Source organism: Escherichia sp. WS1118, from assembly GCF_046487695.1.
GTDB classification, from domain to species: Bacteria; Pseudomonadota; Gammaproteobacteria; order Enterobacterales; family Enterobacteriaceae; genus Escherichia; species Escherichia coli.
Genome location: NZ_JBJQIZ010000003.1, coordinates 118,571 through 131,898, shown reverse-complemented (window position 1 = coordinate 131,898; position 13,328 = coordinate 118,571). Strand labels below are relative to the sequence as shown.

General features: G+C 54.3%; 9 protein-coding genes. 5 read left to right on the top strand and 4 right to left on the bottom strand.

Annotated elements, in window-relative coordinates:
* A complete protein-coding gene (gene fepA, locus ACJHYO_RS06445) occupies positions 1-2,241 on the bottom strand; it encodes a siderophore enterobactin receptor FepA (RefSeq protein WP_001034892.1) in 2,241 nt (746 codons plus the stop codon).
* A gap of 242 nt (positions 2,242-2,483) precedes the next feature.
* Between fepA and fes the strand changes: the two genes are divergently transcribed.
* From fes to wzz(fepE), 4 genes are all read left to right on the top strand, one after another.
* On the top strand, positions 2,484-3,686 hold the full coding sequence (gene fes, locus ACJHYO_RS06440; protein ID WP_000125861.1) for an enterochelin esterase: 1,203 nt from the start codon (positions 2,484-2,486) through the stop codon (positions 3,684-3,686).
* Between the two features lie 2 nt (positions 3,687-3,688).
* Entirely contained in the window at positions 3,689-3,907 is a 219-nt protein-coding gene (gene ybdZ / locus ACJHYO_RS06435; protein WP_000885787.1) for an enterobactin biosynthesis protein YbdZ, read from the top strand.
* Positions 3,904-7,785, top strand: coding sequence for an enterobactin non-ribosomal peptide synthetase EntF (gene entF / locus ACJHYO_RS06430; RefSeq protein WP_085455225.1), 3,882 nt, complete (start codon positions 3,904-3,906; stop codon positions 7,783-7,785). The genes ybdZ and entF overlap by 4 nt, the downstream gene beginning before the upstream one ends.
* Positions 7,786-8,031: 246 nt before the next feature.
* A complete protein-coding gene (gene wzz(fepE), locus ACJHYO_RS06425) occupies positions 8,032-9,165 on the top strand; it encodes an LPS O-antigen length regulator Wzz(fepE) (protein ID WP_000096765.1) in 1,134 nt (377 codons plus the stop codon).
* Here wzz(fepE) and fepC read toward each other — a convergent pair.
* Genes fepC through fepD form a run of 3 tightly spaced genes read right to left on the bottom strand, consistent with a single transcriptional unit; the run spans position 9,162 to position 11,967 of the window.
* Complete coding sequence (fepC, locus tag ACJHYO_RS06420; RefSeq protein ID WP_021520576.1) at positions 9,162-9,977, bottom strand: iron-enterobactin ABC transporter ATP-binding protein; 816 nt, start codon at positions 9,975-9,977, stop codon at positions 9,162-9,164. The genes wzz(fepE) and fepC overlap by 4 nt on opposite strands.
* Positions 9,974-10,966, bottom strand: a complete 993-nt coding sequence (fepG, locus tag ACJHYO_RS06415; RefSeq protein WP_085455227.1) for an iron-enterobactin ABC transporter permease — start codon at positions 10,964-10,966, stop codon at positions 9,974-9,976. Before fepG ends, fepC begins: the two co-directional genes overlap by 4 nt.
* Complete coding sequence (gene fepD / locus ACJHYO_RS06410) at positions 10,963-11,967, bottom strand: Fe(3+)-siderophore ABC transporter permease (RefSeq protein ID WP_001346359.1); 1,005 nt, start codon at positions 11,965-11,967, stop codon at positions 10,963-10,965. The genes fepG and fepD overlap by 4 nt, the downstream gene beginning before the upstream one ends.
* 110 nt (positions 11,968-12,077) lie before the next feature.
* On the opposite strand from fepD, the gene entS reads away from it, so the two are divergent.
* Entirely contained in the window at positions 12,078-13,328 is a 1,251-nt protein-coding gene (gene entS, locus ACJHYO_RS06405) for an enterobactin transporter EntS (protein ID WP_001041793.1), read from the top strand.

Here is a 13,328-nt window from a genome sequence, read left to right as displayed (position 1 = left end):
TCAGAAGTGAGTATTAATGCTCATATACCACGTACGTCCCGGCTCGTTATAGGTATACGCCCCGGCACCTGCGATATAGTTGGCTCCTGCCAGATCGCCCGTGGTCTGGGCATTACCCGCACGCCACAAACGTTTGTCGAACAGGTTGTCCACGCCGCCGGTCAGACTGACATTCTTGGTCACATCCCAGGTCGCGCTCAGGCCAACAATGCTGTACGGACTGATTTCTTTGGTTTCCGGTCCAACCGCTGGCTGACCTTTATAGTTGTACTTCTTCGGCTGCTGTTTGCCGTACCAGGTGAAGGTCGTTTGCATCGACAAATCTTCCCGTGCCTGCCAGCTCAGCGTTGAGTTCAACGTATATTCCGGGATGATCGACAAACGGTCGCCCGTGGTTTTGTTTTCACTCTTCAGCATATAAGTGATGTTATTGGTCCACATCACCGTTTCGCTAACCGGTACGTTTAACGATCCTTCCAGACCTTCAACCACCGCTTTCGGTACGTTATCCCACTGATAGAGATCGGTGCCGACTGCGTTTTGCCCTACAGCCACATAGCCCGCTTCAATCTTATTGCGATAATCGTTACGGAACCAGGTCACGCCCGCCAGCCAGCCGTCGCGTTTGAACTCCAGACCAATCTCCTTGTTGATGCTGGTTTCTGCTTTCAGGTCATCATTACCTTGCAGATAGCAGCCGCCCGCGCTGGCATAGCAGCCCTGACCTTTACTGTAGAGAATGTAGTTTGGGTTAGTCTGGTACAGACTCGGCGCTTTATAGGCGCGGGCGATGCCCATTTTCAGCGTGAAGTCATCGCCTAAACCTTGCGATATGTTCAGCGCCGGGCTCCAGTTATTGCCGACAATACTGTGATGATCGAAACGCAGCCCCGGCGTTACGATGGTGCTGTCAGTCAGCTCCATATTGTTTTCGGCAAACAGCGAGAAAATTTCTGCTTTTGAATACGGGCTACGGTCGGTGGCACTCACACCATCAATAGCACCGCCGGTATTCGTTCCGGTCAGCGCCTGGGTGTTGGAACTTAAGTCCTTCATCCGTTGCTGATTCCACTCTGTACCCAGCGTCAGCGTTTGGTTTACGAGGAAATCAATCGGCAGGTTAACTTCGCTGTGCAGCATCACGTCATCAAGATCGATATCTACAAAATCCTGTGCCGCTTTTTCGTTAAATTTCCCTTCGGTACCGCCCGCCAGACCTTCCGGAATACGCGAGTTACGGGTGTGTTCGTACTGCACCCAGTTGCTGGTGGTCACGCCGTTATCCCAGCCACCGTTCCAGGTCAGCGAGTAGTTCTGGCGATACAGGCGGTTGGTTTCATCGCCATATTTCGATCGAGTGTAAGCGTCAGAGTTGGTGTTCTGCGTATCACCCGCATACAGGTTACCCTGGCGGCTGTAGCCCGCTTCCAGTTCGAGTGACTGCAGAGGCGCGAAGTCCCAGCGCACCACGCCATTAATATCTTTGTTGATCACCCCTTCGCGCCCGGCTGGTAACGTCGTGGCATACGTTCCGGCACGCGCGGACTGATGGCCCTGGTTGATATCCCACGCGTCAGCCTGGGTTTTGTCGAGGTTGCCATACAAGCGGAAGCTGAATTCGTCGCCCAGCGGACCGGTCAGGCTGAAGTTGGTGCGTTTGGTGGCACCTTCCTCTTTATGTTCTGGCGCATTGAAATAAGCATCCCAGGAGCCGTGCCACTCACCGCTGCCTTTTTTGGTAATGATGTTAACCACGCCGCCCGCCGCGCCGTTGCCATAACGCGCAGCTGCCGGACCACGCAGAACTTCAATACGTTCAATCATTTCAGGCGGCACCCAGGAGGTATCACCACGGGTATCGCGCTCGCCACGCCAGCCCTGACGCACTGAGTTACGGCTGCTTACTGGCTTGCCGTCAATCAAAATCAGCGTGTTTTCCGGACCCATGCCGCGAATATCAATCTGGCGGTTATTACCACGCTGACCACTGGTGGAATTACCGGTCAGGTTAACGCCAGGCATGGTACGGATAATCTCCGATACATCGCGGGCAACCGGGTTTTTGCGGATTTCATCTGCGGTGATGGTCGAAACGCCGGGCGCCTGCAAGTTCTGCTCGGCGGCGGTAACAACAATAGTATCGTCATGTGAAACAGGAGTATCGGTCGGCTCTTGTGCCTGTGCTACCCCATAAATCCCCAGATTGACCAACAAGGCCAGGGAATGAATCTTCTTGTTCATTGTTTTATTCCTGCATTTTTGCCACGAATTGCAACTGTCGGGCATGGTCGTCATCAACACGACGCATCCCGCTACCGCGAAAACCTTTGATCCTGAAAGACACGCAGTGCAGCTGATTAATTAATGTCCGCGCTTCCCACGGCGCGCCATTACGCTATTGCAAATGCAAATAGTTATCAATAATATTATCAATATATTTCTGCAATCAATAAAAAATTGCACAGTAAACATGGGGTTATGGTGTGACGGCGTTAAAAGTAGGAAGTGAGAGCTGGTGGCAGTCGAAACATGGCCCGGAATGGCAACGTCTGAATGACGAAATGTTTGAGGTCACTTTCTGGTGGCGTGATCCACAAGGTTCTGAAGGCCACTCGACGATAAAGCGCGTATGGGTCTATATCACTGGCATGACCGATCACCATCAGAACAGCCAGCCCCGGTCGATGCAGCGAATTGCAGGAACCGATGTTTGGCAGTGGACGACACAACTCAATGCCAACTGGCGCGGCAGCTACTGCTTTATTCCTACCGAACGCGATGACATTTTTTCTGCACCATCCCCCGATCGCCTCGAATTACGCGAAGGCTGGCGAAAACTATTACCCCAGGCGATAGCCGATCCGCTGAATCCACAAAGCTGGAAAGGCGGGCGAGGGCACGCTGTTTCTGCACTCGAAATGCCGCAAGCGCCTCTGCAACCGGGATGGGATTGTCCGCAAGCGCCAGAAACGCCTGCCAAAGAAATTATCTGGAAAAGTGAACGGTTGAAAAATTCACGCCGTGTATGGATTTTTACCACCGGCGATGCAACAGCAGAAGAACGCCCGCTGGCAGTTTTGCTTGATGGCGAATTTTGGGCGCAGAGTATGCCCGTCTGGCCTGCGCTGACTTCGCTGACCCATCGTCGGCAACTTCCGCCCGCCGTGTATGTGTTGATCGACGCTATCGACACCACGCACCGCGCCCACGAACTGCCGTGTAATGCGGATTTCTGGCTGGCAGTACAGCAAGAGTTATTACCCCAGGTGAAAGCTATTGCCCCTTTTAGCGATCGCGCCGATCGCACCGTGGTCGCCGGACAGAGTTTTGGTGGGCTTTCCGCGCTGTATGCCGGACTGCACTGGCCTGAACGCTTTGGCTGTGTATTAAGCCAGTCAGGTTCGTACTGGTGGCCGCATCGGGGCGGGCACCAAGAGGGCATGTTACTTGAACAGCTAAATACTGGTGAAGTTAGCGCCGAAGGTCTGCGCATTGTGCTGGAAGCGGGTGTTCGCGAGCCGATGATCATGCAGGCCAATCAGGCGCTGTATGCGCAATTACACCCCCTAAAAGAATCCATTTTCTGGCGTCAGGTTGACGGCGGACATGATGCGCTTTGTTGGCGCGGTGGCTTGATGCAGGGGCTAATCGACCTCTGGCAACCACTTTTCCATGACAGGAGTTGAATATGGCATTCAGTAATCCCTTCGATGATCCACAGGGAGCGTTTTACATTTTGCGCAATGCGCAGGGGCAATTCAGTCTGTGGCCGCAACAATGCGCCTTACCGGCAGGCTGGGACGTTGTGTGTCAGCCGCAGTCACAGGCGTCCTGCCAGCAGTGGCTGGAAGCCCACTGGCGTACTCTGACACCGGCGAATTTCACCCAGTTGCAGGAGGCACAATGAGCCAGCATTTACCTTTGGTCGCCGCACAGCCCGGCATCTGGATGGCAGAAAAACTGTCGGATTTACCCTCCGCCTGGAGCGTGGCGCATTACGTTGAGTTAATCGGAGAGGTTGATGCGCCACTACTGGCCCGCGCGGTGGTTGCCGGACTAGCGCAAGCAGATACGTTGCGGATGCGTTTTACGGAAGATAACGGCGAAGTCTGGCAGTGGGTCGATGATGCGCAGACGTTCGAACTGCCAGAAATTATCGACCTGCGAACCAACATTGATCCGCACGGTACTGCGCGGGCATTAATGCAGGCGGATTTGCAACAAGATCTGCGCGTCGATAGTGGTAAACCACTGGTCTTTCATCAGCTGATACAGGTGGCGGATAACCGCTGGTACTGGTATCAGCGTTATCACCATTTGCTGGTCGATGGCTTCAGTTTCCCGGCCATTACACGCCAGATCGCCAATATTTACTGCGCATGGCTGCGTGGCGAACCAACGCCTGCTTCGCCGTTTACGCCTTTCGCTGATGTAGTGGAAGAGTATCAGCAGTACCGCGAAAGTGAAGCCTGGCAGCGTGATGCGGCATTCTGGGCGGAACAGCGTCGTCAACTGCCACCGCCCGCGTCACTTTCTCCGGCACCTTTACCGGGGCGCAGCGCTTCGGCAGATATTTTGCGCCTGAAACTGGAATTTACCAACGGGGAATTCCGCCAGCTGGCTACGCAACTTTCAGGTGTGCAGCGTACCGATTTAGCACTTGCGTTGGCAGCCTTGTGGCTGGGGCGATTGTGCAATCGCATGGACTACGCTGCCGGATTTATCTTTATGCGTCGACTGGGCTCGGCGGCGCTGACGGCTACCGGACCCGTGCTCAACGTTTTACCGTTGGGTATTCACATTGCGGCGCAAGAAACGCTACCAGAACTGGCAACCCGACTGGCGGCTCAACTGAAAAAAATGCGTCGCCATCAACGTTACGATGCCGAACAAATTGTCCGTGACAGCGGGCGAGCGGCAGGAGAGGAACCGCTGTTCGGTCCGGTACTCAATATCAAGGTATTTGATTACCAACTGGATATTCCTGGTGTTCAGGCGCAAACCCATACCCTGGCAACCGGTCCGGTTAATGACCTTGAACTGGCCCTGTTCCCGGATGAACACGGTGATTTGAGTATTGAGATCCTCGCCAATAAACAGCGTTACGATGAGCCAACGTTAATTCAACACGCTGAACGCCTGAAAATGCTGATTGCGCAGTTCGCTGCGGATCCGTCGCTGTTGTGCGGCGATGTCGATATTATGCTGCCAGGTGAGTATGCGCAGCTGGCGCAGATCAACGCCACTCAGGTTGAGATTCCAGAAACCACGCTGAGCGCGCTGGTGGCAGAACAAGCGGCAAAAACACCGGATGCTCCGGCGCTGGCAGATGCGCGTTACCAGTTCAGCTATCGGGAAATGCGCGAGCAGGTGGTGGCGCTGGCGAATCTGCTGCGTGAGCGCGGCGTTAAACCGGGCGACAGCGTGGCGGTGGCTCTACCGCGCTCGGTCTTTTTGACCCTGGCGCTACATGCGATAGTTGAAGCTGGTGCGGCCTGGTTACCGTTGGATACCGGCTATCCGGACGATCGCCTGAAAATGATGCTGGAAGATGCGCGTCCGTCGCTGTTAATCACCACCGACGATCAACTGCCGCGCTTTAGCGATATCCCCAATTTAACCAGCCTTTGCTATAACGCCCCGCTTACACCGCAGGGCAGTGCGCCGCTGCAGCTTTCACAACCGCACCACACGGCTTATATCATCTTCACCTCAGGTTCCACCGGCAGACCAAAAGGGGTAATGGTCGGTCAGCAGGCTATCGTTAACCGCCTGCTATGGATGCAAAACCATTACCCGCTTACAGGCGAAGATGTTGTTGCCCAAAAAACGCCGTGCAGTTTTGATGTCTCGGTGTGGGAGTTTTTCTGGCCGTTTATTGCCGGGGCGAAACTGGTGATGGCTGAACCGGAAGCGCACCGCGACCCGCTCGCTATGCAGCATTTTTTTGCTGATTATGGCGTAACGACCACGCACTTTGTGCCGTCGATGCTGGCGGCATTTGTTGCATCGCTGACGCCGCAAACCGCTCGCCAGAGTTGCGCGACGTTGAAACAGGTTTTCTGTAGTGGTGAAGCCTTACCGGCTGATTTATGCCGCGAATGGCAACAGTTAACCGGCGCGCCGTTGCATAATCTATATGGCCCGACGGAAGCGGCGGTAGATGTCAGTTGGTATCCGGCTTTTGGCGAGGAACTGGCAGAGGTGCGCGGCAGCAGTGTGCCGATCGGTTATCCGGTGTGGAATACGGGCCTGCGCATTCTCGATGCGATGATGCATCCGGTGCCGCCGGGTGTGGCGGGAGATCTCTATCTCACCGGTATTCAACTGGCGCAGGGGTATCTTGGACGACCCGATCTGACCGCCAGCCGCTTTATTGCCGATCCTTTTGCCCCAGGTGAACGGATGTACCGTACCGGCGATGTGGCCCGCTGGCTGGATAACGGCGCGGTGGAGTACCTCGGGCGCAGTGACGATCAGCTAAAAATTCGCGGGCAGCGTATCGAACTGGGCGAAATTGATCGCGTGATGCAGGCGCTGCCGGATGTCGAACAAGCCGTTACCCACGCCTGTGTGATTAACCAGGCGGCAGCCACTGGTGGTGATGCGCGTCAGTTGGTGGGCTATCTGGTGTCGCAATCAGGTCTGCCGTTGGATACCAGCGCATTACAGGCGCAGCTTCGAGAAACATTGCCACCACATATGGTACCGGTGGTTCTGCTGCAACTTCCACAGTTACCACTTAGCGCCAACGGCAAGCTGGATCGCAAAGCCTTACCGTTGCCTGAACTGAAGGCACAAACGCCGGGGCGTGTGCCGAAAGCGGGCAGTGAAACGATTATCGCCGCGGCATTCTCGTCGTTGCTGGGTTGTGACGTGCAGGATGCCGATGCTGATTTCTTTGCGCTTGGCGGTCATTCGCTACTGGCAATGAAACTGGCAGCGCAGTTAAGTCGACAGTTTGCTCGTCAGGTGACGCCGGGGCAGGTGATGGTCGCGTCAACTGTCGCCAAACTGGCAACGATTATTGATGGTGAAGAAGACAGCACCCAGCGCATGGGATTCGAAACCATTCTGCCGTTGCGTGAAGGTAATGGCCCGACGCTGTTTTGTTTCCATCCGGCATCCGGTTTTGCCTGGCAGTTCAGCGTGCTCTCGCGTTATCTCGATCCACAATGGTCGATTATCGGCATTCAGTCGCCGCGCCCTCATGGCCCCATGCAGACGGCGGCAAACCTGGATGAAGTCTGCGAAGCGCATCTGGCAACCTTACTTGAACAACAACCGCACGGCCCATATTACCTGCTGGGTTATTCACTTGGCGGTACGCTGGCGCAGGGCATTGCGGCGCGACTGCGTGCCCGTGGCGAACAGGTGGCATTTCTTGGCTTGCTGGATACCTGGCCGCCAGAAACGCAAAACTGGCAGGAAAAAGAAGCCAATGGTCTGGATCCGGAAGTGCTGGCGGAGATTAACCGCGAGCGCGAAGCCTTCCTGGCGGCACAGCAGGGAAGTACCTCAACGGAGTTGTTTACCACCATTGAAGGCAACTACGCTGATGCTGTGCGCCTGCTGACGACAGCTCATAGCGTACCGTTTGATGGTAAAGCGACGCTATTTGTTGCCGAACGCACGCTTCAGGAAGGTATGACTCCTGAACAGGCCTGGGCACCGTGGATTGCTGAGCTGGATATCTATCGTCAGGATTGTGCGCATGTGGATATTATTTCCCCGGAGTATTTTAAAGAAATAGGACCACTAATAAATACACAAATTAATAACTAACCGTACGTTAGTAAAGAACTTGCCATAACCTCATGTAAAACCATAATCCGACTAAATGATTATGGTTTTTTTATTCTTAAAATTTATTTATTTTTCTGAGAGCAGCGTCATTGCTGGGGTTGCTAAGTTTGTTATTCATTTTGAGAATAATAATAGTGAAAGAGTGCTTTCGGATAAATCTCAGTTCCTGTTAGAATGCTATGTACATCGTTGTGCTTTACGGACTAAAACCTCAGGTTTCACTACATGTCATCACTGAATATTAAACAGGGAAGTGAAGCTCATTTTCCCGAGTATCCTCTGGCGTCGCCCAGTAATAATGAAATTGATTTACTTAATCTAATCGAGGTTTTATGGCGGGCAAAAAAAACGGTCATGGCGGTCGTTTTTGCGTTTGCCTGCGCAGGCTTGCTGATCTCTTTCATCCTGCCGCAAAAATGGACTAGCGCGGCGGTTGTCACGCCTCCAGAACCTGTTCAGTGGCAAGAGCTGGAGAAAACATTCACTAAGCTTCGTGTGCTGGATCTGGATATCAAAATTGATCGTACAGAAGCATTTAACCTGTTTATCAAGAAATTTCAGTCTGTTAGCTTGCTTGAGGAGTACCTGCGTTCATCACCTTATGTGATGGATCAATTAAAAGAAGCGAAAATCGACCCACTGGATCTGCATCGCGCCATTGTTGCATTGAGCGAAAAAATGAAAGCGGTTGATGACAATGCCAGTAAGAAAAAAGATGAGTCTGCATTGTATACTTCCTGGACGCTAAGTTTCACCGCACCCACCAGTGAAGAGGCACAGAAAGTGTTGGCCGGGTATATCGATTATATCTCTGCGTTGGTGGTGAAAGAGTCGATAGAAAACGTCCGTAATAAACTGGAGATCAAAACCCAGTTTGAAAAAGAAAAACTGGCTCAGGATCGCATTAAAACGAAAAATCAACTTGATGCAAACATTCAGCGCCTCAATTATTCACTTGACATTGCCAACGCGGCAGGAATTAAAAAGCCCGTATACAGTAATGGTCAGGCCGTTAAAGATGACCCCGATTTCTCTATTTCTCTCGGTGCAGACGGTATTGAACGCAAACTGGAAATTGAAAAAGCAGTCACTGACGTTGCGGAATTGAACGGTGAATTACGTAATCGTCAGTATCTAGTCGAGCAATTAACAAAAACAAATGTCAACGATGTGAATTTTACACCGTTTAAATATCAGTTGCGTCCGTCATTACCCGTAAAAAAAGACGGTCAGGGTAAGGCGATTATCGTGATCCTTTCTGCGTTGGTCGGCGGGATGGTGGCTTGTGGTGGTGTGCTGTTGCGTCATGCGATGGCATCCAGAAAACAGGATGCCATGATGGCAGACCACTTAGTTTAAATCTTTGCGGTTGAAGGTGCCGTTCGTCCGAGCGGCACCACGAGCGGCGTTCCGGCAACCGGATCGTCAATAATCATGCAGCGCAGACCATAAATGCGCTCGATCAGTTCAGCAGTGACAATATCCTTCGGCGCTCCCTGAGCAACAATTTTTCCTTCCCGCAATGCAATCAAATGGCTGGCGTAACGACAGGCCTGATTAAGATCGTGCAGCACCGCCGCCAGGGTATAGCCTTTCTCGCGGTTCAGTTCGCTTAACAGTTCCAGCAAATCAATCTGATGACTGATATCCAGCCAGGTCGTGGGTTCATCGAGCAGCATAATTGCCGTTTCCTGGGCCAGCACCATCGCGATCCACGCTCGCTGGCGTTGTCCGCCAGAAAGGGTGTCCACGCTTTGATCCGCCAGATGAGTTATTCCCGTGGCCTGCATCGCTTTTGTTACCGCGTCTTCATCTTCTTTGCGCCAGCGGGTAAACAGCGGTTGATGCGGGTAACGCCCACGCGCCACCAGCTCCTGCACGGTGATATCGCCCGGTGTGGTAGCGTTTTGCGCCAACAGACCAATCCGGCGTGCAACCTCTTTACTGGCGTAATGTTGAATGTGCTCGCCATCCAGCCAGACATGCCCGTGAGCAGGCGTCATCAGGCGGCTTAAGGTACGCAGTAACGTGGATTTACCGCAGCCATTTGGCCCGATAATTGCCGTGAAGTGACCATCAGGTATTTCTACAGTCAGATTTTCCGCAACGGTATATTTGCCATATCCGAGGGTTAACTGTTCGCCGCGCAAACGGGCTACTGATTCGGTCATTTTTTGCGAGACTCCTGAATTAACAAGACGATAAGGTAAATACCGCCGAGGCTGACGGTAACGACGCCAACCGGAAGTTGATACGGCATAAACAGTTGTTGGGCGCAGAGATCGGCCACCAGCAGTAACAACGCCCCGCACAGCGCCGCCTGGGTCAGCCCCCAGCGAGCGGTGCCACTGATGCGACGGGCAATGTGTGGCGCGACTAAAGCAATAAAGGAAATTGGCCCCGCCAGGGCAGTGGCAGCTGCGGTAAGCACTACGGCGACCAGCATCATTAACAGCCGCGAACGTTCGACGCTGACGCCCAGCGCACATGCGGTATCATCGCCCATTTCCAGCAAGCGCATTCGCCGCACCAGCAAGGCGGCGGCAATGAGCATCAATATAATGATTGGCGCGGAAGGTGAGGTTTTTGCCCACGTCAGGCCGTTGAGCGATCCGGCATTCCACAAACCCGCTGTTAGCGCCGTTTCTAAAGACGCTTTCAGCAACAGCCAGGTATTAAAGGCCACCAGCATGGCGCGAACACCGATACCGATAATAATCAACCGAAAGGTGTCGATACCGTTACGCCAGGCGAGCAGCCAGACCAGCAGCGAAGTGACAATGCCGCCCACCATTGCTGCCAGCGCGATAGCCGTCATGTCCTGACCAAACAGCACCATCGCCACCAGCACGCCGCTCCACGCCCCGGTGTTAAAGCCCATTACGTCAGGGCTGCCAAGCGGGTTACGCATCAGCGACTGAAAAATCGCGCCGCTGACGCCCAGCGCCGCGCCAATCAACAGCGCCATCAGCACGCGTGGTAAACGCCATTCGGTGACCACCATCGTCATACTGCGCGGCGTGTCGCCCATCAACGCGGCGAATACCTGCGAAGTTTCCAGCGTGACGGCACCGCTACGTAATCCCCACACGCCTGCCATCACACAAGCTATTAGCAACAGCAGACAGGTGATAATTAATCGGCGAGAGACGTAAATCATGCGCCACCTCGCGTTTTACGTCGTACGAGGAAGATCAGCACTGGTGCGCCAATAAAGGCACTGACTACAGAAACGCGCAGTTCGCCGGGAACAATCACCCGCCCAATGATATCGGCAAACAGCAGCAGGGCAGGGGTAGCGAGTAGCGTGACGGGCAGCGACCAGCGATGATCGGCACCTACCAGCCAGCGCGCCATGTGCGGCATCATCAGGCCAATAAAGGCAATCGGGCCAACTACCGCCGTCGCACTACCACAAAGCACGGTAATTGCCAGCAGACCAATCAACTGTGTGCGCGCTACGCGACTGCCCAGTGCCGTCGCGGTGTCACTGCCAAGGCTTAAACTGTTCAGCGCGCGGCTCAGTAATAGCGCAGTTGCTCCAGCGGTAAGCACCGGGATTAGCACCACTTTTAAGGTATGTAGATTGCGAATATCCAGCGAACCGGCTTGCCAGAAACGCAGTTGATCGTAGACGTCGGGATTAAGCAGGGCGATGCCGCTGGTCAGCCCTTCCAGCACCGCCGCCAGCGCCACGCCTGCCAGGGTTAAACGCACCGGACTTAACTGCCCGCCGCCCTGGCTGCCGGTAAAGGCAACAATCAACGAGGCCACCAGCGCCCCGGCGAAGGCCATCGCCAGTTGTTCCTGCGCGGAAGAGTAACCAAACAGCGCCGCGCCCAGCACAATGGCAAAACTGGCACCGGCGTTCACGCCAAGCAAACCAGGATCGGCAAGCGGGTTTCGGGTGAGGGTTTGCATTAACGCCCCGGCAAGGCCAAGCGCACCGCCTGCCAATAAACCGGCAAGGGTGCGCGGCAGACGGGCGTCGAGCACAATGGTGCAGTCGGCGCTCTGGCAGGTGCCGGAGAGCGCCTCCAGCACTACGGAAGCGGGGAGTGATTTTGCCCCAATGAGTAGGCTTAATGCCGTCGCGATAATCAGTAATAACAGCAATCCGGGCACGGCAATGGCGCGTGTCACGGCAACAGAACCAGACATACGAACTTCCATGATAATGAAATTAATTATCGTTATCGATCTTATTTGGATATGTTAGCATGTGCAGCCTAAGAATAGATATTTAAAATATTTGATGGCAAGGCATTGTAATGAATAAACAATCCTGGCTGCTTAACCTCAGCCTGTTGAAAACGCACCCGGCGTTTCGCGCAGTATTCCTCGCTCGTTTTATCTCAATTGTTTCTCTGGGTTTGCTCGGCGTCGCGGTGCCGGTGCAGATCCAGATGATGACGCATTCCACCTGGCAGGTGGGGCTTTCGGTGACGCTGACCGGCGGCGCGATGTTTGTTGGCCTGATGGTCGGCGGTGTGCTGGCGGATCGCTATGAGCGTAAAAAAGTGATTTTGCTGGCGCGCGGCACCTGTGGCATTGGCTTCATTGGACTGTGCCTGAATGCGCTGCTGCCGGAGCCGTCTTTGCTGGCAATCTATTTACTTGGTTTATGGGATGGTTTTTTCGCATCACTTGGCGTTACGGCGCTACTGGCGGCGACACCTGCACTGGTAGGGCGTGAAAACCTAATGCAGGCCGGGGCGATCACCATGTTGACTGTGCGTCTGGGATCGGTGATTTCGCCCATGATTGGCGGTTTACTGCTGGCGACCGGAGGCGTAGCCTGGAACTACGGGCTGGCGGCGGCGGGCACATTTATTACCTTGCTACCGTTGTTAAGCCTTCCGGCGTTGCCACCACCGCCGCAGCCGCGTGAGCATCCGTTGAAATCATTACTGGCAGGATTTCGTTTTCTACTCGCCAGCCCGCTGGTGGGAGGGATTGCGTTGCTGGGGGGTTTATTGACGATGGCGAGCGCGGTGCGGGTACTGTATCCGGCGCTGGCTGACAACTGGCAGATGTCGGCGGCGCAAATTGGCTTTCTCTATGCGGCAATCCCGCTCGGTGCGGCTATTGGCGCGTTAACCAGTGGAAAACTGGCGCATAGCGTACGGCCAGGTCTGTTGATGTTGCTCTCCACATTGGGGGCGTTCCTCGCCATTGGTCTGTTTGGCCTGATGCCGATGTGGATTTTAGGCGTGGTTTGTCTGGCGCTGTTCGGCTGGCTGAGCGCGGTTAGTTCGTTGCTGCAATATACAATGCTGCAAACGCAAACCCCGGAAGCGATGTTAGGGCGGATTAACGGTTTGTGGACGGCGCAAAACGTGACGGGCGATGCCATAGGCGCGGCGCTGCTGGGCGGTTTGGGAGCGATGATGACACCGGTTGCTTCCGCAAGCGCGAGCGGTTTTGGTTTGTTGATTATCGGCGTGTTGTTGCTGCTGGTGCTGGTGGAGTTGCGACGTTTTCGCCAGACGCCGCCGCAGGTGACAGCGTCCGACAGTTAA

Bases quoted from the DNA above. Each gene is read 5' to 3' on its own strand.
- fepA (WP_001034892.1), bottom strand. From the start codon at position 2,241: ATGAACAAGAAGATTCATTCCCTGGCCTTGTTGGTCAATCTGGGGATT.
- ybdZ (WP_000885787.1), top strand. From the start codon at position 3,689: ATGGCATTCAGTAATCCCTTCGATGATCCACAGGGAGCGTTTTACATT.
- entF (WP_085455225.1), top strand. From the start codon at position 3,904: ATGAGCCAGCATTTACCTTTGGTCGCCGCACAGCCCGGCATCTGGATG.
- fepC (WP_021520576.1), bottom strand. From the start codon at position 9,977: ATGACCGAATCAGTAGCCCGTTTGCGCGGCGAACAGTTAACCCTCGGA.
- fepG (WP_085455227.1), bottom strand. From the start codon at position 10,966: ATGATTTACGTCTCTCGCCGATTAATTATCACCTGTCTGCTGTTGCTA.
- fepD (WP_001346359.1), bottom strand. From the start codon at position 11,967: ATGTCTGGTTCTGTTGCCGTGACACGCGCCATTGCCGTGCCCGGATTG.
- entS (WP_001041793.1), top strand. From the start codon at position 12,078: ATGAATAAACAATCCTGGCTGCTTAACCTCAGCCTGTTGAAAACGCAC.